General features: G+C 69.8%; 25 protein-coding genes and 1 tRNA gene. 10 read left to right on the top strand and 16 right to left on the bottom strand.

Annotated features, from left to right (window positions below; translation table 11 throughout):
• Positions 1–1,281: 1,281 nt before the first annotated feature.
• Both ACFKCF_RS03835 and ACFKCF_RS03830 read right to left on the bottom strand, forming a co-directional pair.
• Positions 1,282–1,632 carry a hypothetical protein gene (locus tag ACFKCF_RS03835; protein ID WP_394490618.1) on the bottom strand — a complete coding sequence of 117 codons (351 nt, stop codon included), beginning with the start codon at positions 1,630–1,632 and terminating at the stop codon, positions 1,282–1,284.
• A gap of 179 nt (positions 1,633–1,811) precedes the next feature.
• On the bottom strand, positions 1,812–1,967 hold the full coding sequence (locus ACFKCF_RS03830; RefSeq protein WP_394490616.1) for a hypothetical protein: 156 nt from the start codon (positions 1,965–1,967) through the stop codon (positions 1,812–1,814).
• 48 nt (positions 1,968–2,015) lie between these two features.
• Between ACFKCF_RS03830 and xerC the strand changes: the two genes are divergently transcribed.
• Positions 2,016–3,212 (top strand): tyrosine recombinase XerC, encoded by a 1,197-nt coding sequence (gene xerC / locus ACFKCF_RS03825; protein ID WP_394490614.1) that lies wholly within the window; start codon positions 2,016–2,018, stop codon positions 3,210–3,212.
• 47 nt (positions 3,213–3,259) lie between these two features.
• Here the strand turns inward: xerC and ACFKCF_RS03820 are convergent.
• The 7 genes from ACFKCF_RS03820 to ACFKCF_RS03790 all read right to left on the bottom strand — a co-directional run bounded on the left by ACFKCF_RS03820 (position 3,260) and on the right by ACFKCF_RS03790 (position 6,791).
• Positions 3,260–3,331 (bottom strand) — tRNA-Val (locus ACFKCF_RS03820).
• A gap of 17 nt (positions 3,332–3,348) precedes the next feature.
• Positions 3,349–4,359 (bottom strand): ROK family protein, encoded by a 1,011-nt coding sequence (locus tag ACFKCF_RS03815; RefSeq protein ID WP_394490612.1) that lies wholly within the window; start codon positions 4,357–4,359, stop codon positions 3,349–3,351.
• Positions 4,360–4,814: 455 nt separating this feature from the next.
• Positions 4,815–5,138, bottom strand: coding sequence for a hypothetical protein (locus ACFKCF_RS03810; protein WP_394490611.1), 324 nt, complete (start codon positions 5,136–5,138; stop codon positions 4,815–4,817).
• Positions 5,139–5,152: 14 nt separating this feature from the next.
• Positions 5,153–5,614, bottom strand: a complete 462-nt coding sequence (locus tag ACFKCF_RS03805) for a peroxiredoxin (protein ID WP_394490759.1) — start codon at positions 5,612–5,614, stop codon at positions 5,153–5,155.
• A gap of 31 nt (positions 5,615–5,645) precedes the next feature.
• Positions 5,646–6,074, bottom strand: coding sequence for a DUF3052 domain-containing protein (locus ACFKCF_RS03800; protein WP_366317796.1), 429 nt, complete (start codon positions 6,072–6,074; stop codon positions 5,646–5,648).
• Between the two features lie 117 nt (positions 6,075–6,191).
• Positions 6,192–6,599: a secondary thiamine-phosphate synthase enzyme YjbQ gene (locus ACFKCF_RS03795; protein WP_394490609.1), complete on the bottom strand. Its 408-nt coding sequence runs from the start codon at positions 6,597–6,599 to the stop codon at positions 6,192–6,194.
• Between the two features lie 9 nt (positions 6,600–6,608).
• On the bottom strand, positions 6,609–6,791 hold the full coding sequence (locus tag ACFKCF_RS03790) for a DUF1918 domain-containing protein (protein ID WP_192786669.1): 183 nt from the start codon (positions 6,789–6,791) through the stop codon (positions 6,609–6,611).
• Between the two features lie 832 nt (positions 6,792–7,623).
• On the opposite strand from ACFKCF_RS03790, the gene aceE reads away from it, so the two are divergent.
• From aceE to ACFKCF_RS03775, 3 genes are all read left to right on the top strand, one after another.
• Complete coding sequence (gene aceE / locus ACFKCF_RS03785) at positions 7,624–10,371, top strand: pyruvate dehydrogenase (acetyl-transferring), homodimeric type (RefSeq protein WP_394490607.1); 2,748 nt, start codon at positions 7,624–7,626, stop codon at positions 10,369–10,371.
• A gap of 185 nt (positions 10,372–10,556) precedes the next feature.
• Positions 10,557–12,050, top strand: coding sequence for an alpha/beta hydrolase (locus ACFKCF_RS03780; RefSeq protein ID WP_394490605.1), 1,494 nt, complete (start codon positions 10,557–10,559; stop codon positions 12,048–12,050).
• 10 nt (positions 12,051–12,060) lie between these two features.
• Positions 12,061–12,795 (top strand): maleylpyruvate isomerase family mycothiol-dependent enzyme, encoded by a 735-nt coding sequence (locus ACFKCF_RS03775; protein ID WP_394490603.1) that lies wholly within the window; start codon positions 12,061–12,063, stop codon positions 12,793–12,795.
• A 171-nt stretch (positions 12,796–12,966) separates the two neighbouring features.
• Here ACFKCF_RS03775 and ACFKCF_RS03770 read toward each other — a convergent pair whose 3' ends face one another.
• From ACFKCF_RS03770 to ACFKCF_RS03745, 6 genes are all read right to left on the bottom strand, one after another.
• Positions 12,967–13,323 (bottom strand): VOC family protein, encoded by a 357-nt coding sequence (locus ACFKCF_RS03770; RefSeq protein ID WP_394490601.1) that lies wholly within the window; start codon positions 13,321–13,323, stop codon positions 12,967–12,969.
• 86 nt (positions 13,324–13,409) lie between these two features.
• Positions 13,410–14,141: a helix-turn-helix transcriptional regulator gene (locus ACFKCF_RS03765; protein WP_394490599.1), complete on the bottom strand. Its 732-nt coding sequence runs from the start codon at positions 14,139–14,141 to the stop codon at positions 13,410–13,412.
• A gap of 89 nt (positions 14,142–14,230) precedes the next feature.
• The gene (locus tag ACFKCF_RS03760; protein WP_394490597.1) at positions 14,231–14,587 is read right to left on the bottom strand and encodes a hypothetical protein; all 357 of its coding nucleotides are present in this window, start codon (positions 14,585–14,587) and stop codon (positions 14,231–14,233) included.
• 140 nt (positions 14,588–14,727) lie between these two features.
• Complete coding sequence (locus ACFKCF_RS03755; protein WP_394490595.1) at positions 14,728–15,033, bottom strand: hypothetical protein; 306 nt, start codon at positions 15,031–15,033, stop codon at positions 14,728–14,730.
• 83 nt (positions 15,034–15,116) lie between these two features.
• Positions 15,117–16,094, bottom strand: a complete 978-nt coding sequence (locus tag ACFKCF_RS03750) for an aldo/keto reductase (RefSeq protein ID WP_394490593.1) — start codon at positions 16,092–16,094, stop codon at positions 15,117–15,119.
• A gap of 116 nt (positions 16,095–16,210) precedes the next feature.
• Entirely contained in the window at positions 16,211–18,124 is a 1,914-nt protein-coding gene (locus ACFKCF_RS03745; RefSeq protein ID WP_394490591.1) for a hypothetical protein, read from the bottom strand.
• A gap of 97 nt (positions 18,125–18,221) precedes the next feature.
• On the opposite strand from ACFKCF_RS03745, the gene ACFKCF_RS03740 reads away from it, so the two are divergent.
• The 6 genes from ACFKCF_RS03740 to nirD all read left to right on the top strand — a co-directional run bounded on the left by ACFKCF_RS03740 (position 18,222) and on the right by nirD (position 26,402).
• Positions 18,222–18,725 (top strand): GNAT family N-acetyltransferase, encoded by a 504-nt coding sequence (locus tag ACFKCF_RS03740; RefSeq protein ID WP_394490757.1) that lies wholly within the window; start codon positions 18,222–18,224, stop codon positions 18,723–18,725.
• Between the two features lie 206 nt (positions 18,726–18,931).
• Positions 18,932–20,242: an MFS transporter gene (locus tag ACFKCF_RS03735; RefSeq protein WP_394490589.1), complete on the top strand. Its 1,311-nt coding sequence runs from the start codon at positions 18,932–18,934 to the stop codon at positions 20,240–20,242.
• A 4-nt stretch (positions 20,243–20,246) separates the two neighbouring features.
• The gene (locus tag ACFKCF_RS03730) at positions 20,247–22,268 is read left to right on the top strand and encodes a molybdopterin oxidoreductase family protein (protein ID WP_394490587.1); all 2,022 of its coding nucleotides are present in this window, start codon (positions 20,247–20,249) and stop codon (positions 22,266–22,268) included.
• A complete protein-coding gene (locus ACFKCF_RS03725) occupies positions 22,265–23,659 on the top strand; it encodes an FAD-dependent oxidoreductase (RefSeq protein WP_394490585.1) in 1,395 nt (464 codons plus the stop codon). Before ACFKCF_RS03730 ends, ACFKCF_RS03725 begins: the two co-directional genes overlap by 4 nt.
• On the top strand, positions 23,656–26,085 hold the full coding sequence (gene nirB, locus ACFKCF_RS03720) for a nitrite reductase large subunit NirB (RefSeq protein WP_394490584.1): 2,430 nt from the start codon (positions 23,656–23,658) through the stop codon (positions 26,083–26,085). Before ACFKCF_RS03725 ends, nirB begins: the two co-directional genes overlap by 4 nt.
• Complete coding sequence (gene nirD, locus ACFKCF_RS03715) at positions 26,082–26,402, top strand: nitrite reductase small subunit NirD (protein WP_394490582.1); 321 nt, start codon at positions 26,082–26,084, stop codon at positions 26,400–26,402. Before nirB ends, nirD begins: the two co-directional genes overlap by 4 nt.
• On the opposite strand, the gene ACFKCF_RS03710 is transcribed toward nirD, so the two are convergent.
• Positions 26,399–26,623 (bottom strand): hypothetical protein, encoded by a 225-nt coding sequence (locus ACFKCF_RS03710; protein ID WP_394490580.1) that lies wholly within the window; start codon positions 26,621–26,623, stop codon positions 26,399–26,401. The two genes, nirD and ACFKCF_RS03710, sit on opposite strands and share 4 nt — an antisense overlap.
• Positions 26,624–26,717 lie beyond the last annotated feature (94 nt).

The following is a 26,717-nucleotide window of genomic DNA, read 5'->3' as shown; positions in this document are numbered from 1 at the left end:
GATTCCATGTCAACCCCGGTAATTCTCGGAGATCTCCAAGCGGCTTTTCCCGGTTGGTGTATTTGGCGTAGTTCTGTGGGGCGTCTCTGGGCAACTCGAAACGGCCGACGCCTATCCCAGCACGAGGTAGACCACGGTCTCTGCCAGACGATCGACGCGGATGACGTCGCTCAACTGGCTGAGCGGTTGAAGGAGCAGGAAGCAGCGGAGCAGGCGCTGTGAGCGTCCCTTCGTCCCGAATCGGCTGTCATGCCGAGATCGTGGACCTGCTCCACAGCCCAGCACAGACACGGGCGTGGGCCTCGGTGCTGCTCGGTCGTCGCGGGACCGTGGTAGCTGTGCTGCGTAACGGCACCTTGGGCTTGCTCAAACTCGACGGACAGACGCACGAGCTGCCCGGAGGGGTGCAGCGCTGGCCATTCCACTGGGATGACCTGCTTATACACGAAGATCCGGCAGGACCGGAGAAGCCAGCATGCGACTACCGGCTCGGCCTGTCCAACCACGAGAGGAACGCCGTACAGCATGCCGTACGGGCCAAGCAGAAGGTCAGCTTGTGCGGCGAGGCAGTGCGCCCGCTGCCGACCCTCGGTTGGTGCTTGCCTTTCCTCCCCACAGCTACGCGCGCCTGCCCGGCCTGCGTCCATCTGGCCGAACAGCCCGCGGAAGAGGGGGCGGTGCGTTCCGCGTCCCCTCTCCCCTCGTCGCGATAGCCGCTCAACCGTGTTCCTGCCGGGGCAGTTTCGTACTCACCTCGTACGCCGTCGACTCACCGCGTAGCGGCAGCAGGCCGGGGACGGAGTGTCAAGCCCGGCTTCGCGTGTACGTTCGCCGGTCGCCGTTCCTCGGTCATGCGTTGTCCTACGGTCATGGCCGGGCTTGATGCGGAGGAGTCGGGTTGCTGGGCTTGCCTGAGTCGATGGTGTGCGAGGTGACCACCTCGGTGCCGGAGCGCTCCCGCCGGAGGCACAAGGCTTGAAGAGTTGCCCGTCCTATGTGAGTGGAGCGGCCGGCGCCCATGCGAAGCACCCGAAGGGCCGCGAAGCGGTGGGGGCCGGCGGCGGAACGGCGGCGACGGTGCGGAGGTCGGCCACGGAGGGTGTACGGCGGCGCGGCGGCCGTGCGGTGGTACGGCCCGAGCCGCTGCTGCCCGGGACCGGCCCCCAGGCCGCATGCCCGGGACGGCAGGCGGGCGCGGGGCCGTGCGCACGGCGCGGAGCGCCGTCGCCTTGAACCAGTAAAGAAACTCTGAGCCAGCTCAGCGAACTGTACTGTCGCGCCTCATGACCACGAAGATCCTTCAACGGTGACCTTGAGCTGTCCGAGTGGGTCAGCCCTGCTCAGCTCCTCCATGAGTGCCGTTTCGGAGAGACCGGGCGGCCCATAGGGCGCGTACCATTGCTGGCCATCGTTCGTGGTCACGGAAATTTGTTGATCGTCGGCGATAAGAGTTGCTTCGTGCACTCTGCCTTCACGTATCTCTTGAAGGATGAATGAGAGATCACGCCTGTCGTAAGGGTCGTATGTCGCGAAAGCAACCAGCGCCCCGGCGAGGACGTGCGCAATGGCCAATGCGGTCAGCAACTTGACTCTTGGCCTGGGAAGGCTGTCCTCGGATAAGGAATTGATCATGGAGCCCCCTTTCATGCGGCGTGATCAAGTTTGCCATGCGCCTTCATTCCGGCATGACGAGAACCGCACCGATGTCTGAGGGAGACAAGAAGGTACTTGAACGTCTCGGTGACAGCCTGGATCGGTAGCGGCACTGCCGCCGCAAGATGAGAGGCCGACTTCCGGGTTGGAAATGGTGCCTAGATAACGAGGTCAATACCGTTGTCGATCAGTTCCTGTGAGGTGAGGTCGGCCTGGGGATCATCGGCCAGTTCGCGGTGGTGGCCGATCTCGTAGCGGTTGGCGGGGGCTTTGACCTCGGTGACTTCGATGGGGTGACCGTTGGGGTGGGCCATGGTGCGGCGGATGATGAGGACGGCTTCGGCACTCGAACAGGAGGCTTCATGACCGAACGACGCAGTCGAGGAGACGGCGGCCTGCATTGGGACGAGCAGCGGCAACGCTGGATCGCCTCGGTGACGGTCGGCTACACACCGGCCGGCAAGCGCATCGTCAAGAAGGCCAGCGGCAAGACCAAGACCGAAGCCAAGGCCAAGCTCAAAGAGATCGTTCGCGACCACGGGGACGACCTGGCCATCGCGCCTACCAACTACACGGTGGCCGACGCCGTCCGCTACTGGCTTCAGCACGGCCTCGGCGGGCATTCCTCCGCAACCGTCAAGATGTACAACACCTACGCCGACACGCACGTGATCCCTGCCCTCGGTGCCCGCAAGCTGCGAGATCTGTCCGTGGAAGACGTCGACAAGTGGCTGGCCAGCAAGACAAGTGAACTGGGCACCCGGTCACTCAAGCTGATCCACGGCATCCTCAACCGGGCGGTCAAGAGCGCGATGCGCCGCGACAAGGTCAAGCGGAACGTCGTGGACCTCTGCGACATCCCGGAGGGGCGCGCGGGTCGTCCGTCGAAGGCCCTGACGCTGGCTCAAGCTCTCGCCGTCCTCACGCAGGCAGAGAAGAGCGGCGAGCGCATGCGGGCCTACATCGTCCTCTCGCTGCTGATCGGCGCTCGTACGGAGGAGCTGAGGGCGCTGCTCTGGTCGCACGTCGTGGCCTACGACGAAGCTCGGGCCGCGTGGCTGCCGGTGGGGGAGACGGGCTGGGAGCACGAGGAGTTCGCGATCTACGTCTGGCGGTCCGTCCGGCAGAAGGGCGACACCAAGACGGTGAAGTCCCGCCGGTCGCTCAAGCTGCCCCGGCGCTGCGTGGATGCGCTGCGCCTGCTCAAGGAAGCCCAAGAGATCGCTCAGGAGAAGGCGGGGGACCGGTGGAAGGGCGCGGATCTCGTGTTCTGCACCGGGACCGGCACGCCCGTCACGGCTCACAACGTACGACGCGACTTTCGGAAGGTCGTGGAGGCGGCAGGGCTCACCGGGCGGGAGTGGTCGCCTCGCGAGCTGCGACACAGCTTCGTGTCCGATTTGTCAGACTCGGGCGTCCCCGTCGAAGACATCTCACGCCTGGTCGGGCACTCCAACACGGTGGTCACCGAGACGGTCTACCGGCACCAGATCCGGCCCGTGATCATGCAGGGAGCCGCGGCGATGGACGAGATCTTCGGGAGTTGGTCACTCACTTAGTCACTCAGACGCCGTTTGCAAGATCAGAGATCAAATGTTCACGCAGGTGGGCGGTACTGGGTTCGAACCAGTGACCCCTCGCTTGTAAGGCGAGTGCTCTACCGCTGAGCTAACCGCCCCTGATCGGCACTACACCTTACGACACCACGGGGCCCGATCGCACATCCACTGTCCAGCCGGGGCCCAGTTCGGGGCGGCCGGCGGCGCGCCAGCCCAGGAGGGCGGCGCCGAGCATGCCGGCGTCCACACCGAGCGCGGCCGGGACCAGCGGGGGTGCCTCGCGGAAGGCCAGGCGTTTGACGAGGCGGGTGCGGACCGGGTCGAAGAGGGCGGGGCCCGCTTCGGCGAGGCCGCCGCCGAGGACGATCACCGTGGGGTCCAGCAGGAGCGTGTACGTGGCCAGGGCCAGCGACAGGGCCTCCACGGCCTCGTCCCAGACCTCTATGGCGATCGGGTCGTCGGAGGAGACCACCTGCTCCGCCTTGACGCCCTCCACGCCGGCGCGCCGGCTGTAGCGGCGGCCCACCGAGGCGGCCGAGGCGTACGTCTCCAGGCAGCCGAACTGGCCGCACGCGCACTGTTCGCCGTCCGGGAAGACCGGGGTGTGGCCGATCTCGCCGGCCCAGCCGGCGGAGCCGCCGTACGGTTCGCCGCGGATGATCGAGGCGCCCGCGATCCCCGTGCCGATGGGGAGGAAGAGGAAGTCGGACAGGCCCCGGCCCGCGCCGAGGATGCTCTCCGCGAGGCCGCCGGTGCGTACGTCGTGTCCGAGCAGGACGGGGGTGTCCAGGGTGGTGAAGCTGGTGGCGGGGACGTCGCGCCAGCCCAGGTTCGCGGCGTAGACGGCGGCGTTGTCGGAGACCAGGCCGGGGACCGCCAGGCCCACGCCCGCCGGGGTGCCGTCACCCGAGGCGGCCAGGTGGCTGATGAAGTCGGAGATGGCGGACACGACCGCCTCGGGGCCCTCGGCCCGTGGGGTCGGCCGCCGCTCGCTCAGCAGCACCACGCCGGAGTCGCTGACCAGGCCGCCCTTCATGGACGTGCCGCCGACGTCGAGCGCGACGACGAACGAGCTCGGAGCCGGGTTCGGGCTCACGCTCACACTCGGGTTCGGGCTTTCGCTCACGCTCGGAGTTATGTCGGACACGGAGGAGACGATAGCGCAGCTCAGCAAATGTCTGGAAAGAGTCCCTTCGGCGCAGGGATTTCCGGGGCTCGCTCTCTATCTCCGTGCCCCACGCCTGGGCCCTCCAGGCACTCACGCTCAGGGGCGGCCCTTAAGGGCTCAGAGCGGCTCACGGGCCTGTGACGGCTCCGCGTCCCCTGTCCACGCTCCAGTGCCTGTGCGTCCGGCCTCAGGTCCCGTGGTGCCCTGTGCCCTCGTATCCAGGCCGGGATGGTCCTGTGTCCGGCGGCCACAGGTCCTTTGTCCTCGTATGCAGGCCGGGGTGGTCCCGTGACCGGCCGCAGGTCCCCCTGTCCTCGTATTCAGGTCGGGGCGCCTCTATGCCCGGCCTCAGGCTCCCGTGCCCTCGTATTCAGGCGCCGCGTGCCTCTGCGTCCGGCCTCAGGGGCCTTGTCTCGGTGGCCGGTCTCAGGGGCTCAGGCGCGGCCCAGAACGCGGTTGAGGGCGGCTTCCACCTCCGCCGAGAGGCCGGGGGGTGAGGACGGTGGGGAGACGGGGGAGCCCGCGAGCGCGTCGGAGCGCGCCAGCCGTACTTCGCCGCAGGACCGGCACTCCACCTCGCCCAGCCGGCAGATCAGCGCGACCGACCCGCAGGCCGCGCACGCGTCGAGGTCGAGGTCGTGCAGCCGCTGACAGTCCGGGCAGATCAACACCTGCGTTTCGTGGCGCACCCCGCGCTGCCACGGGCTGGCGCCGCGCACCGGGTCGGTCTGCCGGGCCCCGCATCGGTAGCAGGGCATCGTTCCCTCCGAGGTCAAGAAATGTCGGCGAGTGCCTTGGTGTAGTCGGCGAGGTCGCGTGCGGCGGAGGTCGGATTGACCACCGACCACCGGATCACGCCCTCGCCGTCGATGATGAAGGTCCCCCGAAGAGCGAACCCCTTCGCCTCATCGAACACACCGTACGCCCGCGCGACCTGTCCGTGTGGCCAGAAATCGGAGAGCAGCGGAAATACGTAACCCTCGCGATCTGCCCACGCACGGTGCGTGAACATGGAGTCGACGGAGACGGTCAGCAGCTGTGCCCCGTCGAGCGGCTGGTCGCGCAGCGCGGACAGCTCACCGTGACAGATCCCGCTGAAGGCAAGCGGGTAGAAGACCAGCACGACCTTGGAGCCCCGGAACTGAGACAAGGTCACCGGGGTGCCGTGCTGGTCCTGCAGCTCGAAATCCGGAGCCAGGGCGCCGACCTCGGCAGGATGTGCGTTCACAGGCATCATCCTGCCGCACGGAAGGCGCTCGGACTCCCTACCGTTTGCCCTTGGGCGTGACGAGCCTGGTCCCGGACCAGTCCGGTGCGGCGGAGATGCTGCTGGTCTGCGAGAGACCCGCGGTAGCGGCATCCTCCCCGATGTCGCTCGGCTCCACGTGGCCGTCGCGTCCGGCCTTGGGAGTCAGCAGCCAGATCCGGCCGCCGTCTGCGAGTGCTCGCATGGCGTCGCTGAGGGCGTCGAAGAGGTCTCCGTCGCCGTCGCGCCACCACATCAGCACCACGTCCACGACGTCGTCGCTCTCTTCGTCCAGCAGCTCGTTGCCGGTCAGGTCCTCGATGGAGTCGCGAAGCTCGTCGTCGACGTCCTCGTCCCAACCGATCTCCTGCACCACCTGACCCGGCTTGAGGCCGAGCCGTTCGGCCAGGCCGCGCTCGCCCTGCGCCTGACCCGCGGTCGCGCTCACGTTTATCCCTCCTGCTTGAGTGGCCCCGCTTATGCGGTTTATCGCTTCGGCACAGTCCACACGCTGTGACCCTCAGTCGTCAACGGTCGCCACGGGTACGGCCGTAGTCGGCCAGAATCAATCAGTCAAAAACGACAGGCGAACCTGACGTTGCCGGTTGTCGACGTTCAGGTCGACGAGTGCGATCGACTGCCACGTGCCGAGCGCCAGACGCCCGCCCAGCACGGGGACCGTGGCGTACGGCGGGATCAGCGCGGGCATGACGTGTGACCTTCCGTGACCGGGCGAGCCGTGGGCGTGACGCCAGCGGTCGTCGGCCGGCAACAGGTCGCGCAGCGCCGCGAGCAGGTCGTCGTCGCTGCGCGAGCCCAACTCGAGCAGGGCGACGCCGGCGGTCGCATGGGGCACGAAGATATGCAACAGCCCGTCTTCGCCCTGCGTGCGCACGAAATCAGCGCATTCGGCGGTGATGTCGTGCACTGTCTCTCGTGACCCGGTGGCCACAGAGATGATTTCAGATCTCACAGGGAAATCTTACTTATGCACCACGACGGCGTCCGGGCCGGGAAACACCAGTCCGGTGTGCCCGTCGTCGAAGCGCACCATGTAGGGAGGTCCGCCGTCGAGGCCCTGGACCTCCACAATCACACCACTCCGGTCCCCTTCGCCAACGGCATGCCCGTGCACCAGGAGCCGGTCTCCTACCGCAGCATTCATATAACCCACATTGGTACGTAGTGGGCCGTCCGAAAAGGGTGATTCGGAAGTTTTGCTCCCCCTCTGGAGGGGTGGAGAAAAATGACCGAAACGTTACGCGGGGCTGAGGTGCCTTGCGGGCTCTGTGGGTGGGTGGAGGGATGACGGTGTCCTGCGGGGCCGGCGGGGTGCGAGTGGTGGCAGATGGGTCGGGTGGACGGCTGGGTTCGGGCGCGTGCTTACGCTCGCGGAAGGGCCGAAGGGGAGTTGGAGACTGGCGGTCCCAAGTGGATGAGAACGGTGCGGGTCGTACGGGGCACCGTGGCTCTGGAGGTGCGAGGGGTCCAGACGGGTCAGGGGGAACCTGAGAGATGGCATGACGTTAGGAGGTGTCACGGTCCGTGGGGATCGGATGGACTGTGAGTGATGCCATAGGCCTACGAGGTGGCAGAGATCGGAAGCGGCGGCGGCATGATCAGGGACGACGTGCTCCTCGTCCGGTGGGCCCCGTCCGGCGCGGGGTGGGAGGGTGGCCGCTAGACTCGCCCGTCACGTCGCGCCGTCCCGGGGTGAGAACCTGCTCCCTCCGGGGCAGAGTGGAGGGTGCAGGAACCAGCAGTCCAGGGACATTCGAGCGAAATTTCGTTCGTTTTCCTGTCTTGTTAAATTGCTCCCGGGATGTAACCTTTGGTGGCGATTCGTCCTACCATCGGTGGTCTAGGCCATCTGATCAGTCTCTGCCAGCAGGGACACCACTGGTTACCGGTCAGTAGAGATGCGTTTTCTACGGCTAGCGACCAGGATGGAAGACGACCCAGACCAGACTTCAGTCATCCTCGGAAGGCGAGACCCAGTGGCTTCCGGACGCCAGCGATTCTCGATCATCAGCGACGGCCTACCCAGCCAGCTGCCTGATGTCGACCCCAGCGAGACCAACGAGTGGCTCGAGTCTCTCGACAACGTCGTCAAGACCGAAGGCCGCACCAGAGCCCGCTACCTCATGCTGCGCATGCTGGAGCGGGCCCGCGAGCACCAGGTCGGCGTGCCGGGTTTGCGGAGCACCGACTACATCAACACGATCCCGCCGGAGCGCGAGCCCTGGTTCCCGGGTGACGAGCACGTCGAACGCCGCATCCGCGCCTACATCCGCTGGAACGCGGCCATCATGGTGTCCAGGGCCAACGCCCGCACCAACGTCGGCGGCCACATCGCCACCTACGCCTCCGCCGCCTCCCTCTACGAGGTGGGCTTCAACCACTTCTTCCGCGGCAAGGACCACGGCGAGTCGGGCGACCAGGTCTTCTTCCAGGGGCACGCCGCGCCGGGCATCTACGCCCGCGCCTTCCTCGAGGGCCGCCTCAACGAGGCCCAGCTCGACGCGTTCCGTCAGGAGCTGTCGCACGGCTTCCACGGCCTGCCCTCCTACCCCCACCCGCGCCTCATGCCGGACTTCTGGGAGTTCCCGACGGTCTCCATGGGCCTCGGCCCCATCGGCGCGATCTACCAGGCGCGGTTCAACCGCTACCTGCTCAACCGGCAGATCAAGGACACCAGCCGCAGCCACGTGTGGGCGTTCCTGGGCGACGGCGAGATGGACGAGCCGGAGTCGCTCGGCGCGATCGGCCTGGCGGCCCGCGAGGAGCTCGACAACCTCACGTTCGTGATCAACTGCAACCTGCAGCGGCTCGACGGTCCGGTACGCGGCAACGGCAAGATCATCCAGGAGCTGGAGTCGTACTTCCGCGGCGCCGGCTGGAACGTCATCAAGGTCGTGTGGGGCCGCGACTGGGACCCGCTGCTGGCGGCCGACGTCGACGGTGTGCTGGTCAACCAGATGAACACCACGCCCGACGGCCAGTTCCAGACCTACTCGGTCGAGTCCGGCGAGTACATCCGCGAGCACTTCTTCGCCGGTGACCCCCGCCTGCGCAAGATGGTCGAGCACCTGACCGACGACGACATCCGCAAGCTGTCGCGCGGCGGCCACGACTACCGCAAGGTCTACGCGGCGTTCAAGGCGGCCCGCGAGCACGTCGGCCAGCCGACCGTGATCCTCGCCCAGACCATCAAGGGCTGGACGCTGGGCAAGGACTTCGAGGCGCGTAACGCCACCCACCAGATGAAGAAGCTCACCAAGGCCGAGCTGAAGGAGTTCCGCGACCGGCTCTACCTGCCGATCCCGGACTCCGCGCTGGAGGGCGAGCTGCCCCCGTACTTCCACCCGGGCGAGAACGACCCCGAGATCCAGTACATGAAGGAGCGCCGCGCGGCGCTCGGCGGCGTGCTGCCCAAGCGGGTCATGCGCGCCAAGCCGGTCAAGCTGCCCGGTGACGAGGTCTACGGCGGCTTCGCCAAGGGCTCGGGCAAGCAGCAGGTCGCCACCACGATGGCGTTCGTGCGGCTGCTGAAGGACCTGATGCGCGACAAGGAGATCGGCCACCGGTTCGTGCCGATCATCCCGGACGAGGCGCGCACGTTCGGTCTCGACGCCATGTTCCCGACGGCCAAGATCTACTCCCCGCACGGCCAGACGTACGAGGCCGTCGACAGGGAGCTGCTGCTGTCGTACAAGGAGGCCACGCAGGGGCAGATCCTGCACGAGGGCATCAGCGAGTCGGGCTCGATGGCCTCGGCCATCGCGGCGGGCACCGCCTACGCCACGCACGGCGAGCACATGATCCCGATCTACATCTTCTACTCGATGTTCGGGTGGCAGCGCACCGGCGACCAGATGTGGCAGATGGGCGACCAGATGGGCCGCGGCTTCCTGCTCGGCGCCACCGCGGGCCGCACCACGCTCAACGGTGAGGGCCTGCAGCACGAGGACGGCCACACGCCGCTCATCGCCTCCACCAACCCGGCCGCGATCTCCTACGACCCGTCGTGGGCGTTCGAGGTGGCCCACATCGTCAAGGACGGCCTGCGGAGGATGTACGGCGACCAGCCGGAGGACGTCTTCTACTACCTGACCGTCTACAACGAGCCCTATCTGCAGCCCGCCCAGCCGGCCAACCTCGACGTGCAGGGCCTGCTCAAGGGCCTGTACAAGTTCGCCGAGGGGCCGCAGGCCCAGGGCCCGAAGGCCAACATCCTGGCCTCCGGCGTGGCGGGCCCGTGGGCGATGGAGGCGCAGCGGCTGCTGGCCGAGGACTGGGGCGTCTCGGCCGACGTGTGGTCGGCGACGTCGTGGTCCGAGCTGCGCCGCGACGCGCTGGCCTGCGAGGAGCACAACCTGCTCAACCCCGACGCCGAGCAGCGCGTTCCGTACGTGACCCAGGCCCTCTCCCAGGCGCAGGGCCCGTTCGTGGGCGTCAGCGACTACATGAAGGCGGTGCAGGACCAGATCGCGCAGTGGGTGCCGGGTGACTGGTCCTCGCTGGGCACCGACGGGTTCGGCCTGTCCGACACCCGCTCGGCGCTGCGCCGCCACTTCCACGTCGACGCCGCCTCCATCACGCTGGCCGTGCTGACCAGCCTGGTCAAGCGGGGCGAGCTCGACGGCGAGGTGCTGCGCGAGGCGATCGCCCGCTACCACCTCAAGAACGGCGTCACCGAGGCGGGCGGCGCGGAGAGCAACGACACCCAATCGATGGGCGTCTGAGTCATCCAGGAGCGGCGCCCCCGCGAAGAATCTCTCGCGGGGGCGCCGTCATTTCCGCCGCCCGCGGCGTTCGGCCTGTGAGGCGGCACGTTCAGGAGGGGTACGTGCCGCCTCACCCAGGTATGGTGCGGCGTCACGTATTGTGGGCACTACTTCCCCCTGAGAGACGAGGGAGAAGTCTGTTTATGCGACGCGTCCTAGCCGCCCTGCTCATCCCGGTCGTCACCGGTTGTTCCACCGTGCCGGCCGAGCCCGCCACGCAGTCGACGGCGGACACCGGCACGATCAGCTGGGGGCCGTGCACCGACATCAAGCGTCCCGGGGGTGAGTCACCGGCCAGCCAGGACAGCTCTGTGCGGTGCGGGAAGCTGGCCGTTCCGCTGGACTACAACAAGCCCGGCGGGGAGAAGCTGGACCTGGCGCTCATCAAGCTGTCCGCCACGGGCAAGAACCGGCTGGGTTCGATGGTGTTCAACTTCGGCGGTCCCGGCGCCTCCGGCGTCGACACGCTCGACCAGGCCGCCAAGGCGCTCACCGCGCTGCGCGCCCGCTACGACCTGATCAGCTTCGACCCCCGCGGCGTGGAGCGCAGCTCCGGCGTGCGCTGCGGCGACACCGCGGAGATGGACAGGTTCACCGCGCTGGACACGCTGCCGTCCGACAAGAAGACCCACCAGGAGACCGCGGACGCCAACAAGCAGTTCGCCGCCCTCTGCCAGCAGAACTCCGGCAAGATCCTCCCGTACGTCGGCACCGTGAACGCCGCCCGCGACATGGACCGGATCCGCGCCGCGGTCGGCGACGCCAAGCTCAACTACGTCGGCATGTCGTACGGCACGCAGCTCGGCGCCGTGTACGCCACCGAGTTCCCCAAGAACGTGGGCCGCATGGTGCTCGACGCGCCGCTCGACCCGACGGTGACGTTCGAGCAGCGCACGCTGGTGCAGACGCGCGGCTTCCAGAAGGCGTACGAGAGCTTCCTGCGGTCGTGCGTCAAGAACAAGTGCGACATCGGCAAGGACCAGGAGAGCGCCAACGCCAACGTCGACAAGCTGCTGAACCAGCTCACCGCCCAGCCGCTGAAGGTCGGCGCCCGCGAGCTCACCCAGGGGCTGGCCGCCACGGGCGTGGCGGCGGCGCTGTACTCGGAGCTGACCTGGCCCTTCCTGGAGCAGGCGCTCTCGGAGGCGATCAAGGGGCGCGGCGAGGCGCTGCTCTACCTGGCCGACTCCTACACCGGCCGCTCCCAGGACGGCAAATACTCCACGCAGATGACCAGCTTCCCGGCCATCACCTGCGTGGACACCTCCGAGCGGCCCAGCGAGGCCGAGCTGCGCCGCACCGAGGCGGCCGCCATGAAGATCTCGCCGCTGTTCGGCAGCGAGGGGTCCGGCGGGCTGTGCCGGGTCTGGCCGGCCAAGGGCAGCGATCAGGCGCGGCACGTGAACGCCACGGGGTCGGCGCCGATCGTCGTGGTCGGCGGCAAGGGTGACCCGGCCACGCCGTACGAGTGGGCGCCCAAGCTGACGGCCCAGCTCAAGACCGCCAGGCTGGTGACGTACGAGGGCGAGGGGCACGGCGCCTACCTGTCGGGCAGCAAGTGCGTGCTGGAGCTCGTGGACTCGTACCTGATCGAGGGCAAGCTGCCGCAGAAGGGCGCGACCTGCCCGGCGGCCTAGGGTGGGGCCTGTGAGATACGAATCGCTCATCGACACCGAGGCCGCCCGCCTGGCGGCCCTGGCCACGGACCTGTCCGTCCCGGTGCCCACGTGCCCAGGATGGACGTTCGCCGAGCTGGTCACGCACGTCGGCCAGACGCACCGGTGGGCCGTGCACGTGCTGCGCAACCAGCTCCAGGAGCGGATCTGGTCGCGTCAGGTGCCCAGCGGGCTGGCCGAGGGCCAGAGCGGCGACGCGGCCTGGCTGCGCGCCGGGGCGGCCGAGCTGATCGACGCGCTCCGCGACACCGACCCCTCGCTCGCGGTGTGGACGTGGGGCCCGGACCGGCAGGCGTCGTGGTGGCCCCGCCGGATGCTCTTCGAGCTGGTGATCCACCGGGTCGACGCGGAGCTCGCGCTCGGCATCGACCCGGTCGTCCCGGCCGAGGTCGCGATCGACGGCGTCGAGGAGTTTCTGTACAACCTGCCGTACGCGACCTGGGTGACCCGGTCGCTGGCGGAGCTCGACGCGGAAGGGGCCACGATCCACCTCCACGCGAACGACGCCGACGGCGAGTGGACCATCACCCAGGGCCCGGCCGGGACGGTCGACTGGGCGCGCGGGCACACCAAGGGCGACTGCGCCGCCCAGGGGACGGCCCAGGACCTGCTGCTCATGCTCTACGGCCGGTGCTCGCCCGAGGCGCTGACCGTCTACGGCGACGCCGACCTCCTCAAGCGCTGGCTGGCCCAGGCCGCCTTCTGACGCGGGGGATGGGCCCTGGACGCGCCGCCGCTCGGCGATCGGCGGCGTGCCCAGGGCAAGGGTGAACCGCTCCTAGGAAGCGGCCCGTCCGTACGCCGGGGGTCGGCGGGGAAGGCGTTCTCCCCGGCCCTCGAACGGGTGATTCACCTGTGAGGGAAAGCTTTCATGGCCTCACCTGCGACGGAAGACCCCGAAGATGCTCCCGGACGGGTCATGCAGGTAGGCGAAGTCGGTGCCGGCGCCGTCGTCGATCACCTTCGTGATCACCTTGCCGCCCAGCGACTCGCTCTTGGCGCAGGCCGCCTCGACGTCGGCCACCTGCACGTGGAAGATCGCGTGCGCCGGGAACTCGCCCTTGGTGTTGAACAGCCCGCCGCCGGGCTGCTCGCCCCCCGGGTAGCCGATCATCCGGTAGTCGATCGGCCCCTCTCCCGCGGTGAACGTCCAGCCGAACAACCCGCCGTAGAACGCCTGGGCGCCTTCGGGATCGTCGGTCGCGATCTCGAACCAGGTCACGGTGTTGTCCATCGTCGTCTCCTCGTCACTGACCTTTTCTCGAACAAGACAACGATCTAACGGTAGGGCGACAACCCTATGTCGGTGTTTTCGATTGACTAATCGAGCACAGCGGCGTCCACGATCATGTTGGGCACGTCGGCGGCGAAGCCTTCGAGCGGCCGGTCGGGGCTGCGCTCGGCGGTCACGGTCGCGGCGGCGATGCGATCGAGCCGGAAGACCCGCACGTCATCGCGTAACCGGCACCAGGCCACGAGATACCAGAAGCCGCCCCGCCCGCCCAGGAACACCCCCGGCTCGACGTCCCGCGAGGTCAGCGCGCCCTTGGCATCGGCGTATTCGAGCCTGAGCACGCGCCGCCGCAGCAGCGCCTCCTCGATGGCCCGGGAGATGCCCTCGCCCCCGAGCGGCTGGATCTCGGGGGAGCCGGGCTCCGGCGGGTGGTGGACGAGCTGCACCCGCCGCGCCAGCTCCCTGGCCAGCTCGCCCTCGGAACCCGGCATCGCGGCCACGACCTTGCGTAACGCGCTGCGGGCCTGCCGGCCGAACGGCTGGTCGCCGGCCTGGCTGAGCGCCACCGCGATGGCCACCGCCTCGGCCGGGGTGAAGTTGAGCGGGGGCAGCGACATCTTCTTGTCGATCGCGTAACCGCCCTTGCGGCCCGGCTCGGCATAGATCGGCACCCCTGACTCCTGCAGGGCGGTGATGTCGCGCTCGATCGTGCGTACGCTCACCTCGAACCGCTTGGCCAGCTCGCGGGCGGAGCGGCAGCGGGGCGCGATGGCGCGCAGGTCTTCGACGAGCGCGTAGAGCCGGTCGGTACGATTCACAGCCGCGACGCTACGCGCCGCCACCGACAATCATGGTCCGCGCGCCGTCGTGGCCACGCGTGCCTCACCCCGCCGCCACAGGGCTCTCACTACACCGGGCAGGCCGTGCTGGTGCCCGTGCGGATCGAGTAGAGGACGACCTGGCGGTAGGCCGCCGGGACCACGGCCTTGCCCGCGCAGAGGACGAAGTCGCCGCTCAGCGAGTGCAGCACCACCTGGCAGCCGGGCAGCGGGGTGTTGTCGAAGGACCCGACGCGCTGCCCGGGAACCCTGCCGATGAAGTCGTCGCAGGTGTCATAGCCGACGGAGTTGGTCGGGCGGGAGAACGCGGTGTCGGAGTAGAGGGTGAGCCGGGCCGTCGCGGCCCCGGCCGGAGCGGCCGCGAGGGCCAGTGCGGAGAGGATCGTGGCGGCCACGCAGGCCGCGCGAGCTCGCTGGCGTGACATGTCGCTACCCCTGACGTCGTGAGATCACCGGAATGCGGCGAACTCCCCGTGGAAGACCCCGTCGCCGCGCCTTCCTGGCCTCATCATTTGCGAGTGCCGTGCGGCTGTAAAGGCGCGGCTCCGGATCCGGCGCGCTCAGGTCACCCTCGGGTCTCGACCCAGACGCTGACCGTGGTGTGCGGCGTGATGCCGGTGTAGGACACGGTGCCGACGGGCTGCCACGGGCCTTCGATCGGGATCAGGCCGACCTCGGGCAGGAAGTGCCGTTGCAGGACCCGGATGCGGTGCTCGCCGGTGCCCGACGTGCACAGGCTCGTGGCCCAGCGATCCTGGGTGTTGAGCTGGGTCGTGCAGCCGGAGGGGGAGGCGTGGGCGGCGGGGACGGGGCCGAGGACGAGGGCGGCCGTCAGAAGGGCGGCGGGGGCGGCCCATCTTCTCGCGTTCATGGCTGGCTCCTTGGGGGGAAGGGGTGGAGCGGGCGAGAATGCTTAGGAAAGTTTCCTAAAAGATGAGCGCCCCGTCAATGCGCCTACCAGCGGTGGTGGACCTGTGGCCGGATCAGGTCGTCGTAGACGACCTCGACCGCTTCGAGCGTGGCCGGTGGGAGCGAGGGGAACGACGCGGCGGCCGCGTTCGCGATGGCCTGGGCCGCGTTGCGGGCGCCGGGGATCACCACCGACACGCCGGGCTGGTCGAGGATCCAGCGGAGCGCGAACTGGGCCATCGTCAGCCCCTCGGGCACCAGGGGAGCCAGGCGGCGGACCGCCTCCAGGCCCGTGCCGAAGTCGACGCCCGAGAAGGTCTCGCCGACGTCGAACGCCTCCCCCTGCCGATTGTAGTTACGGTGGTCGTCGGCGCCGAAGGTGGTGTGCTCGTCGTACCGGCCGGACAGCAGGCCGCTGGCCAGCGGGACCCGGGCGATGATGCCCACCCCGGCGGCCCGGGCGGCGGGCAGGACCCGCTCCAGCGGCTTGAGCCGGAACGCGTTGAGGATGATCTGCACGGACGCCACCCCGGGCCGCGCGATCGCCGTCAGCGCCTCCTCGCACGTCTCCACGCTGACCCCGTAGGCGGCGATCTTCTGCTCGGCCACCAGCGTGTCCAGGGCGTCGAACACGGCGTCCGTCGAATACACCGGGGTCGGCGGGCAGTGGAGCTGGACCAGGTCGAGGGTGTCCACTCCGAGGTTCTGGCGCGAGCGCTCGTTCCAGGCCCGGAAGTTGGACATCACGTAGTTGGCGGGGATCTGCTCCAGCCGGCGGCCCATCTTGGTGGCCACGGTCAGCTCCGGGCGCCCCTTGGCGAAGCGGCCGACGATCTGCTCGCTGCGGCCGTCGCCGTAGACGTCGGCCGTGTCGATGAAGGTGACCCCGGCGTCCACGGCGGCCCCGAGGGTGGCGAACGCCTCGTCCTCCGTCACCTGGCCCCAGTCGGCGCCGAGCTGCCACGCGCCGAGGCCGACTGTGCCCACCTGGCGTCCTGTTCGTCCCAACGTGCGTTGTTCCATGGGAACAGTCTCCCGGATGGCAACCGCGCCCAGGCCAGGCGGCCGAGCGGCGGGGGAGGCCGCACCAGGCCGCCGGTCTCGCGCGGTGACGCGGCCCCCTCCACCTGGGGCGTGAACTATCGGGGCCGGTAACAGCAGCGCAGCCCCGTCTGCACCGTGGCGCGCAGCTCCTCCCCGATGGCCGGGTCCACCGCCGAGATCCGCGCCAGCGCCCGCCGGATCGCCTTGCCCACCGCGATCCTGGCCCGCTCCTCGCTCCCCGTGAACGGCCGCGCCCGCCCGCCGATGCCGGTCGCCGCCGCCAGCTCCGCCACCAGCCACTCGCGCTCCAGCCGCAGCCCCGCCGCCCGCTCAAGGTCGTTCATCGACTCCAGCTCGTCGATCTCCGTCTCCAGCTGGCCCAGCCGCTGCCGGTAGGTGTCCCTGGCCTGGTCGTCCAGCACCGGCTGGGCAGACCCGCCCTCGGGCTCGCGCGTCCACGCCCCCGAGGCCAGGTCGGCGGCGAGGATCTCCCGGCCCGGATTGGCGACCAGCGTGGCCAGGTGCCCCATCCCGACGCTGTGGTCCACGAGCGCGAGCCGCCCGCCGAGCTCGACCTGCCAGTGCCGCCCGTGCCTGCGGAACCGGCCGCCGCCCTGACCCGCGGACGAGCGCCCGGCCACGGACGGTAGCACCATGCCCAGCTCCCTGGCCTCCCGCGCGGCGGTGGCCTGCTCCCGGCCGGCCGCCTGGTCCCGCGTCCCGTCGCGCAGCGCCAGCGCCTGCCCGAGCCGCCACCGCGACAGCGCGGCGGCCGGCCAGTGCCCCAGGGCGAAGTTCCCCCGTACGGCCGCCCGCAGATGCTCCACGGCGGTGGAGAGGTCACCGGTGGTGAGCGCGGCCATGCCCAGCGAGTGGTGCACGGAGCCGAAGCAGGCCACGCCCAGGCTGGCGACCACCGGCAGTTCCGCGAACGGGCGCAGCAGCGCGTACGCGCGGGCGGCCGTGTCCGGGTCCTGCAGCAGGTGGGCGGTCTCCACGACGCAGTACATCGAGACCAGCCAGGTGCTCGACCCCGGCAGCTCCTCCACGCGCAGCCTGGCCAGGTGCCCGGCCGCCGCCCGCCGGTCGCCCGCGACGGCCGCGGCCAGCGCCAGGCCCGCCAGGTACGAGTGGTCGATCGGGCTCAGCGTGGGCGAGCTGACCAGGTCCGACAGCACGGGCAGCAGCTCGGCGGCCCGGCCCTGGAACCAGCGGATGGCGCCGAGCTGGCCGCCGTACCAGCCGGTCGCGTCCATGTCGCCGGCCGCCACGCCGCGCTCGAAGCACTCGCCGGCCCGCTTCTCCGCCTCGGCGAAGCGGCCCGCGCGGATGGTCAGCATGACCTCGATCGCCTCGACCACGTACCCGACCGCCAGGTGGTCGTGGCCGGCCAGCAGGCCGCGCAGCTCCTCCAGGCAGCGCTCGGCGTGCGGGTCGGCGGCCAGGTAGAGGTCCACCGTCCGCCACAGCAGGCCCATCAGCAGGTCGCCCCTGCGTTCGGTGACGGCGGCCTGGCCGATCAGCTCCCCGGCCAGCTCCAGCCTGATCGCCGAGTGCTCGGGGCCGAGCAGGCAGTGGTGCGCCAGGCTCAGCGCCTCGGCCAGCGCCTGCGCGTCGCCGGACCCCCTGGTCTCGGTCAGCAGCCGCATGATCGTGGCGTGCCGGCCCGCGCGGTAGTCCTCCTCACCCCGCAACCGCACGCGCAGCCGCAGGGCCGCCGACGAGCGGGGATCGATCAGGGACAGCGCGTTCCGCTGGCGGGCGCGTACCATCTCCGACTCCGCACATGTCCTGTGCTCGTGCACCCAGATCCCGCCCAGCCCCAGGGCCGCCCGCGCCAGCGACGACGGGTCGCCGTAGAGCTCGGCCAGCCGGTACGCCGAGTCGAACCAGCGCCGTGCGGTCTGCAGGTCGCCGTTCACGAACAGCGCCCGCTCGCCCAGCACGAGGGCCAGCTTGAGATCGGGGCACGAGGGCAGGAGTACCCCCCGTTGCTGTGCAACGCCCATCGGTTCGCTCCCCTGTCCGATACCTTGACTGAGCGTCTGCCACGGTCCCCGAATACCGTTCTGAGAACTACGACGTTTGACACACTGGGCGGGTTCAATCCGGCAGGGCCATACGCTGGGTGCCATGATTCGCCCCGCGACACCCGCCGACGTGCCCGAAATCGTCAACATGATCCGTGAGCTCGCCGAATACGAGAAGGCCGCGCACGAGGCGAAGGTCACCGAGGAGCAGCTGCACACCGCGCTCTTCTCCGAGCAGCCCGCCGCGTTCGTCCACATCGCCGAGCACGACGGCGAGGTGGCCGGCTTCACGCTCTGGTTCCTGACGTTCTCGACGTGGCGGGGCGTGCACGGCATCTACATGGAGGACCTGTACGTACGCCCCCAGCACCGGGGCGGCGGCCACGGGATCTCGCTCATGAAGGAGCTGGCCCGGATCTGCGCCGAGCGCGGCTACCAGCGCTTCGAATGGTCGGTGCTCGACTGGAACGAGCCCAGCATCGGCTTCTACGACAAGCTCGGCGCGGTGCGCCAGGACGAGTGGCTGAGGTACCGGCTGACCGACGAGCCGCTGCGGCGCCTGGCCGGGCGCCAGGACTGATCGCTCACGTATCGTGACAAGCCACGCATAAGATTACGGCTGATCATCAGGCCGTATTACGAGCGTGTTTCCGCTGTGACGCATGTGCGTGGCTTGTTACGCCGGTGAATCACACGTAACGAACGCACAGCCACGGATCGTCAAAGTGCGTAACGCGCGCTTCCTACCTTGGAGTTCCCCCGGACGCCGAGTGTAGGAGAAAGTCGATGGCGCGCTGGATCGCCGAGTGGCACCCCGATGACCCAGCCTTCTGGGAGAGTTCAGGCAAGCGCGTCGCACGGCGCAACCTGATCTTCTCGATCGTCGCCGAGCACCTCGGCTTCACCGTGTGGACGCTGTGGAGCATCGTGGCCACCAAGATGGGGGTCTACAAGTTCTCCACGGACCAGCTCTTCTGGCTGGTCGCGCTGCCCAACCTGATCGGCTCGGTGCTGCGCGTGCCCTACACGTTCGGCCCGGCCAAGTTCGGCGGGCGCAACTTCACCGTGGTGAGCGCGGCGCTGCTGCTCATCCCGGCCGTGCTGCTCGGCGTGGCGGTCGGCAACCCGGACACGCCGTACTGGCTGTTCCTGGTGATCGCGGCGCTGGCCGGGGTCGGCGGAGGGAACTTCGCCTCCAGCATGGCCAACATCACCTACTTCTACCCCCGCCACAAGCAGGGGGTCGCCCTGGGGCTGAACGCCGCGGGCGGCAACATCGGCGTCAGCTCGGTCCAGCTCGTCATGCCGCTGGTGATCGGCGGGTTCGGGCTGGCCGCGGCCGGGTGGTTCTGGATCCCGTTCATCATCGTGGCCGGCGCCTGCGCCTTCTTCTTCATGGACAACCTCACCAGCGCCAAGGCCAACCCGCGCGAGCAGCTCGCGGTGGCGGGCAAGGCCCAGACCTGGATCATGTCGTTCCTGTACATCGGGACCTTCGGCTCGTTCATCGGCTACTCCACGGCCTTCCCGCTGCTCAGCAAGAGCCTCTTCCCCGAGGCCCCCTTCGCCGTCGTGGCGTTCGTCGGGCCGCTGCTGGGCTCGCTGATCAGGCCGGTGGGCGGCTGGCTGGCCGACAGGCTCGGCGGCGCCCCCGTCACGCTGTGGAACTTCGCCGGGATGGGCGGCGGCGTGCTGCTGGTCTGGCTGGCCAGCACCTCCGGCAACTTCTGGATGTTCTTCCTGGCCTTCCAGCTCCTCTTCGTCACCGCCGGCATCGGGAACGGCTCCACGTACCGCATGATCCCGGCCATCTTCCAGGCCAAGGCCGTCGCCGAGCGCGGCGAGGGCGAGGAGTCCCTGCTGTACGGCAAGCGCCAGGCCTCGGCCGCCATCGGCATCATCTCGGCGGTGGGAGCGCTGGGCGGGTTCCTCATCAACCGGGCGTTCGGGATGGCGTTCGCCGCGGCCGGGACCCCGGCGCCCGCCTTCCTCGCCTTCGGAGCCTTCTACGTGTCCTGTTTCGCCCTGACCTGGTGGTGCTACACCCGCAAGGTCGGCGCCTCGGTCGTGGCCAGCCTCGCCTATGCCCGGGTCTGACCTCATGACCGAGCCCGTGAAGACACACTGCCCGTACTGCGCACTCCAGTGCGGCATGGAGATCGCCCCGGGGCCGGCCATCAGCCCCAGGACCGACATCCCTGCCAACGCCTCCGGCGCGCTGTGCCAGAAGGGCTGGACAGCGGGCGAGCTGCTCACCAACGGCGAGCGCCTGACCACCCCGCTCCTGCACGGCGAGCCCGTGGAGTGGGAGGTCGCGCTCGACTACGTGGCGGAGCGGCTGTCCGCGATCCGCGCCGAACACGGCCCCGACGGCGTGGCCGTGTTCGGCGGCGGCGGGCTCACCAACGAGAAGGCCTACACGCTCGGCAAGTTCGCCAGGGTCGCGCTGGGCACCAGCCAGATCGACTACAACGGCCGCTTCTGCATGTCGTCGGCCGCCGCCGCCTCGATCAAGGCGTTCGGGATGGACCGCGGCATGCCCTTCCCCATCACCGACCTGGCCGAGGCCGACGTCGTGCTGCTGGCCGGCGGGAACGTCGCCGAGACCATGCCGCCCTTCGTGCGCCACCTGTCGGAACCCCGGTTGATCGTCATCGACCCGCGGCGCTCCCAGACGGCCAAGCTGGCCTGGCTGCACCTGCAGCCCACGCCCGGCACCGACCTGGCCCTGGCGCTCGGGATGCTGCACCTGGCCATCGCCGACGAGCTCGTGGACGAGGCCTACGTGGCCGCCAGGACCACCGGCTTCGAGGAGGTCCGCACCTCGCTGGCGGCCTGGTGGCCGGAGCGGGTGGAGCGGATCACCGGGGTGCCGGTCTACCGGATGCGGCAGGCGGTCCGGGCGCTGGCCGCGGCCGGCAACGCGTACATCCTGACCGGGCGCGGCGCCGAGCAGCACGCCAAGGGCACCGACACGGTCAGCGCGTTCATCAACCTGGCGCTGGCGCTGGGCCTGCCCGGCCGCCACGGCTCCGGGTACGGGTGCGTGACCGGGCAGGGCAACGGCCAGGGCGGCAGGGAGCACGGGCAGAAGGCCGACCAGCTCCCCGGCTACCGCAAGATCGACGACCCGGCGGCCCGCGAGCACGTGGCGGGCGTATGGGGCGTCCCGGCCGACAGCCTCCCGGGGCCGGGACGGTCGGCGTACGAGCTGCTCGACGCCCTCGGCACCCCCGGCGGGCCGCGGGCGCTGCTGCTGTTCGGCTCCAACCCCGTGATCTCCGCACCCGCCTCCGAGCACGTCGCCGAGCGCATCGCCTCCCTCGACCTGCTCGTGACCTGCGACTTCGTCATGTCCGAGACCGCGGCGCTGGCCGACGTGGTCTTCCCGGTCACGCAGTGGGCCGAGGAGAGCGGCACCATGACCAACCTCGAAGGCCGCGTCCTGCTCCGCAACCGGGCCGTGGCGCCGCCCGAGGGCGTCAGGAGTGACCTCGACGTGCTCGCCGGCCTCGCCGAGCGGCTCGGGCACCGCTTCGAGACCGAGCCGGTCAAGATCTTCGACGAGCTGCGCCGGGCCAGCAAGGGCGGGGCGGCCGACTACTCGGGCATCACCTACGAGCGCATCACCGCCGAGAAGGGCGTCTTCTGGCCCTGCCCCGAGCCGGAGCACCCCGGCACGCCGCGCCCGTTCCTCGACTCCTTCGCCCACCCGGACGGCCGCGCTAGGTTCGTGCCCGTCCAGCACCGGCCCGCGGCCGAGGAGACCGACGAGGACTACCCGATCTACCTGAGCACCGGACGGGTGCTCGCCCACTACCAGAGCGGCGCCCAGACCCGCAGGATCGCGTCGCTCGTCAAGGCGGCTCCCGAGCCGTTCGTCGAGCTGCACCCGGATCTCGCCGAGCAGCTCGACATCTCGCCCGGGGACGTCGTACGGGTCAGCAGCAGGAGAGGCGAGGGGAAGGCCGTGGCCAGGATCAGCGACGCCATCAGGCGCGACACCGTTTTCATGCCCTTCCACTGGGAGGGCGCCAACCGGCTCACCAACCCGGCGCTGGACCCGACCTCGAGGATGCCGGAGTTCAAGGTCTGCGCGGTCAGGGTGGAGAGGGACTCATGAGGCTCGTCGTCGTCGGCAACGGGATGGCCGGGTCGCGGCTGGTCAACGAAGTACGGACCAGGGACCCGCACATCAAGATCACGATCTTCGGCGCGGAGTCGCGCCAGCCGTACAACAGGGTGTTGCTGTCCAACGTACTGGCCGGCAGTTCGCGTCCCGAGCAGGTGAGGCTGCTCGAATCCTCCTGGTACGACGCCCACAACGTCGAGGCCGCCTTCGGCGACGCGGTCGCCCACATCGACAGGGAGACCAGGCACGTGGTGACCGAGGGCGGGCGGCGCGAGCCGTACGACCTGCTGGTCCTGGCCATGGGCAGCGAGGCCATCGTGCCGCCGATCCCCGGCGTGGAGCGGGCCATCCCGTTCCGCACGCTCGATGACTGCGAGCGCATCATGGAGGCCGCCGACCAGGCCCGCAGGGCCGTGGTCGTCGGCGGCGGCCTGCTCGGCATCGAGGCCGCCCGCGGGCTGGCCGGGCGCGGCCTGCCCGTGACGCTGCTGCACCTTGCCGGGCATCTCATGGAGCGCCAGCTCGACGTCGAGGCGGGCGAGGTGCTCGGCGAGACGCTCGCCGGGCTCGGCGTCGAGATCCGCACCGGCGTCAGCGCCGAGGCGGTGCAGGAGGACGGCGTCCGGCTGGCCGGCGGCGAGCTGATCGAGGCCGACCTCGTCGTGCTGGCCTGCGGCGTTCGCCCCGTCACCGGGCCGGCCGCCGCGGCGGGACTGGAGGTGCGGCGCGGCATCGTCGTGGACGACGAGCTGCGCACCGACGACCCGTCGATCTTCGCCGTCGGCGAGTGCGCCGAGCACGACGGCACCGTGTACGGCCTGGTCGCCCCCGCCTGGGAGCAGGCCGCCGTGGCCGCCGACGTCATCACCGGCGGCAAGGCCCTCTACCGGGGCTCCCGGCTGGTCACCAGGCTCAAGGCCAGGAGCGTGGAGCTGGCCGCCATGGGCGAGACCCAGCTCACCGAGGAGCACGCCGAGGTGGTGCGCTTCAGCCACCGGGCCCGCGGCACCTACCGCAAGCTCGTCATCCGCGACGGGCGGCTGGTGGGCGCGATCCTGCTGGGCGAGAGCGATGCCGTGGGCACGCTCACCCAGCTCTTCGACCGGGGCGCGCAGGTGCCGGGGGACCGGGCCGGGCTGCTGTTCCCCGGGCTGTCGTCGGCGCCGGTGGCCGACAGTCCGACGCTGATGCCGGACGCGGCCAAGGTCTGTCAGTGCAACAACGTCACCAAGGGCCAGATCAGAGCGTGCTGGGAGGCCGGGGCCCGCGACGTGGCCGGAGTGGCGGCCGCGACCAGGGCGACGACCGGATGCGGGACCTGCCGCGACGCCGTGGAGGGCATCGTCGGCTGGCTGTGCGAGCAGGAAGGGATTTCAGTATGAGCAGGATCGTCGTCGTTGGGTACGGGCCGACGGCCCACCGGCTCGTCGAAACCCTGGTGGACAAGGGCTTCGACGGCCGGATCACCGTGATCGGGGAGGAGCCGCGACCGGCGTACGACCGGGTGGCGCTGACCTCCTACCTCTCCGGCGTCACCGTGGAGGACCTCACCTACGAGGTGCCCTCGGGGGTCGTGACAAGGCTGAGCAGCCGGGTCACCGGGATCGACCGGGAGGCCCGCGAGGTCACCCTGGCCGACGGCGCCACCGAGCCCTATGACGTGCTCGTGCTGGCCACCGGTTCGGCGCCGTTCGTGCCGCCGGTGCCGGGGGCCGAGCACGCCTTCGTCTACCGGACCATCGACGACCTGGACGCCATCCGGGTGGCCGCCAAGGACGCGGTCGAGGGCGTCGTGGTCGGCGGCGGGCTGCTCGGCCTGGAGGCCGCCGACGCGCTGCGCGCGCTCGGGCTGAAGGCGCACATCGTCGAGATGAGCCCCTGGCTGATGCCGCGGCAGGTGGACGAGGGCGGCGGCTCGGTGCTGAAGTCCCACATCGAGGGCCTCGGGCTCAGCGTGCACGCCGGGGCGGGCGTCCAGGAGATCGTCACCGGCGACGACGGCCAGGTCGTGGGGCTGCGCAAGCCGGACGGGACGCTGGTGGACGCGCAGGTCGTGGTCTTCTCGGCGGGCATCAGGCCGCGTGACGAGCTGGCCAGGTCGTCCGGGCTGGCGGTGGGCGAGCGGGGCGGCATCGTCGTCGACTCCGCGATGCTCACCTCCGACCCCTCGATCTACGCGGTCGGCGAGTGCGCGCTCGTCGGCGGCATGGTCTACGGCCTGGTCGGGCCGTGCAACACGATGGCCGAGGTGGCGGCCGACCGGATCATGGGCGGGTCCTCGGCCTTCGAGGGCGCCGACATGTCCACCAAGCTCAAGCTGCTGGGCGTCGAGGTGGCGCAGTTCGGGGCCATGTCGGGGGCGCTGGACGTCACCTACATGGACCCGGTGGGCGGCGTCTACAAGAGGCTGTTCATCAGCGACGACGCGAAGACGCTGCTCGGCGGCATCTGCGTGGGCGACGCCTCGCCGTACACGTCGCTGCGGCCCTTCGTGGGCAAGGCGCTGCCGGCCTCGCCGTCCGACCTGCTCTTCAGCGGGGCGGGGGCCAGCCTGGACCTGCCCGACGAGGCGCAGGTGTGCTCCTGCAACAACGTGTGCGCGGGAGACATCCGTACGGCCATCGCCGACAAGGGCGTCACCGACGTGCCGGGCATCAAGGCCTGCACCCGGGCCGGCACCACCTGCGGCAGCTGCGTGCCGATGCTCAAGCAGCTGCTGGAGAAGTCGGGCGTCGAAGTCAGCAAGGCGCTGTGCGAGCACTTCACGTACTCGCGGGCCGAGCTGTTCGACATCGTACGGGTCCGCAAGATCACCACGTTCTCCCAGCTCATCACCGAGCACGGGCAGGGCAGGGGCTGCGACATCTGCAAGCCGGCCGTGGCCTCGATCCTGGCCTCGCTCTACAACGGTCACGTGCTCGAAGGCGAGCGGGTCGCGCTGCAGGACACCAACGACCACTTCCTCGCCAACATGCAGAAGAACGGCACGTACTCGGTCGTGCCGCGCATCCCCGGCGGCGAGATCACCCCCGACAAGCTCATCGTGATCGGCGAGGTGGCCCGCGACTTCGGTCTCTACACGAAGATCACCGGCGGTCAGCGGATCGACCTGTTCGGAGCCCGGGTCGAGCAGCTGCCGGAGATCTGGCGGCGGCTGGTGGACGCCGGGTTCGAGTCCGGCCACGCGTACGGCAAGGCGCTGCGCACGGTGAAGTCGTGCGTGGGCTCGACCTGGTGCCGCTACGGCGTGCAGGACTCGGTGGGCATGGCCATCGCGCTGGAGCTGCGCTACCGCGGCCTGCGCTCGCCGCACAAGCTCAAGTCGGCCGTCTCCGGCTGCGCCCGCGAGTGCGCCGAGGCCAGGTCCAAGGACTTCGGGATCATCGCCACCGAGCAGGGCTGGAACCTGTACGTCGGCGGCAACGGCGGCTTCAAGCCCCGCCACGCCGACCTGCTGGCCACGGACCTGAGCTCGGAGGAGCTCATCAGGACGATCGACAGGTTCCTCATGTTCTACATCCGCACGGCCGACCGGCTGCAGCGCACCTCCACCTGGCTGGAGTCGCTGGACGGCGGGCTCGACTATCTCCGCGAGGTGATCATGGAAGATTCGCTCGGCATCTGCGCCGACCTGGACGCGCAGATGGAGAACCACATCGCCACGTACGCCGACGAGTGGGCGGCCACGCTGGACGACCCCGAGAAGCTGAACAGGTTCGTCACCTTCGTCAACGCCCCCGGCATTCCCGACCCGTCGATCGTGTTCGGCAGCGAGCGCGGCCAGATCAAGCCGGTGATGGCCCGATGAGCTGGACGCGGATCTGCGACTACGAGACCATGCTGCCGGAACGCGGCGTCTGCGCCCTGGTGGGCGGCGAGCAGGTGGCCGTCTTCCGCACCCACGACGGCAAGCTGCACGCGCTGGGCAACCTCGACCCGTTCAGCGGTGCGTACGTGCTCTCGCGCGGCATCGTCGGCACCAGGAAGGGCGAGCCGACCGTGGCCTCGCCGCTGCACAAGCAGGTGTTCTCGCTGGTGTCGGGGCGGTGCCTGGACGAGGACGCGGTATCCGTGCCGGTCTACCAGGTACGGGTGGCGGACGGCGGCGTGGAGGTCGGCGCCTAGTCATCCGCCGGGACCAAGCCCAGGTCGTGGGCTCGCACGACGGCCTGGGCGCGGTCTCTCGCGCCGAGGACGGCCGGCGTGGGCGCCTGCGCCGTAGTGCCCTCGTCGAGCACCCGGAGCGCGTGCCCCACCGAGTCGTGCAGCCGCAACGCCGTCAGCACCCGCAGGCAGACCGGGTCGGCGCGGTCCGGCACGGCCACCCCGAGCAGCTGGTACAACATCGCCTTCCAGGGCCTCCAGGGGGCCCTCACGGCTCCAGAAGCCGGCCGACGGCCCGGGGGACCGCCTCCCCTCGCACCGGGCAACCAGCGGGCT

The sequence above is a fragment of the Nonomuraea sp. JJY05 genome, from assembly GCF_043496855.1.
In the GTDB taxonomy this organism is placed as follows: domain Bacteria; phylum Actinomycetota; class Actinomycetes; order Streptosporangiales; family Streptosporangiaceae; genus Nonomuraea.
Note: the sequence above shows the minus strand (reverse complement) of the source record. Positions and strands in the feature narration are given on the sequence as shown.

Excerpts from the sequence above, each read along its gene's own strand:
- ACFKCF_RS03835 (WP_394490618.1), bottom strand. The coding sequence starts at position 1,632 with ATGATCAATTCCTTATCCGAGGACAGCCTTCCCAGGCCAAGAGTCAAG.
- ACFKCF_RS03830 (WP_394490616.1), bottom strand. The coding sequence starts at position 1,967 with ATGGCCCACCCCAACGGTCACCCCATCGAAGTCACCGAGGTCAAAGCC.
- xerC (WP_394490614.1), top strand. The coding sequence starts at position 2,016 with ATGACCGAACGACGCAGTCGAGGAGACGGCGGCCTGCATTGGGACGAG.
- ACFKCF_RS03810 (WP_394490611.1), bottom strand. The coding sequence starts at position 5,138 with ATGCCCTGCTACCGATGCGGGGCCCGGCAGACCGACCCGGTGCGCGGC.
- ACFKCF_RS03805 (WP_394490759.1), bottom strand. The coding sequence starts at position 5,614 with ATGCCTGTGAACGCACATCCTGCCGAGGTCGGCGCCCTGGCTCCGGAT.
- ACFKCF_RS03790 (WP_192786669.1), bottom strand. The coding sequence starts at position 6,791 with ATGAATGCTGCGGTAGGAGACCGGCTCCTGGTGCACGGGCATGCCGTT.
- ACFKCF_RS03780 (WP_394490605.1), top strand. The coding sequence starts at position 10,557 with ATGCGACGCGTCCTAGCCGCCCTGCTCATCCCGGTCGTCACCGGTTGT.
- ACFKCF_RS03770 (WP_394490601.1), bottom strand. The coding sequence starts at position 13,323 with ATGGACAACACCGTGACCTGGTTCGAGATCGCGACCGACGATCCCGAA.
- ACFKCF_RS03760 (WP_394490597.1), bottom strand. The coding sequence starts at position 14,587 with ATGTCACGCCAGCGAGCTCGCGCGGCCTGCGTGGCCGCCACGATCCTC.
- ACFKCF_RS03755 (WP_394490595.1), bottom strand. The coding sequence starts at position 15,033 with ATGAACGCGAGAAGATGGGCCGCCCCCGCCGCCCTTCTGACGGCCGCC.
- ACFKCF_RS03750 (WP_394490593.1), bottom strand. The coding sequence starts at position 16,094 with ATGGAACAACGCACGTTGGGACGAACAGGACGCCAGGTGGGCACAGTC.
- ACFKCF_RS03745 (WP_394490591.1), bottom strand. The coding sequence starts at position 18,124 with ATGGGCGTTGCACAGCAACGGGGGGTACTCCTGCCCTCGTGCCCCGAT.
- ACFKCF_RS03735 (WP_394490589.1), top strand. The coding sequence starts at position 18,932 with ATGGCGCGCTGGATCGCCGAGTGGCACCCCGATGACCCAGCCTTCTGG.
- ACFKCF_RS03730 (WP_394490587.1), top strand. The coding sequence starts at position 20,247 with ATGACCGAGCCCGTGAAGACACACTGCCCGTACTGCGCACTCCAGTGC.
- ACFKCF_RS03725 (WP_394490585.1), top strand. The coding sequence starts at position 22,265 with ATGAGGCTCGTCGTCGTCGGCAACGGGATGGCCGGGTCGCGGCTGGTC.
- nirB (WP_394490584.1), top strand. The coding sequence starts at position 23,656 with ATGAGCAGGATCGTCGTCGTTGGGTACGGGCCGACGGCCCACCGGCTC.
- nirD (WP_394490582.1), top strand. The coding sequence starts at position 26,082 with ATGAGCTGGACGCGGATCTGCGACTACGAGACCATGCTGCCGGAACGC.
- ACFKCF_RS03710 (WP_394490580.1), bottom strand. The coding sequence starts at position 26,623 with ATGTTGTACCAGCTGCTCGGGGTGGCCGTGCCGGACCGCGCCGACCCG.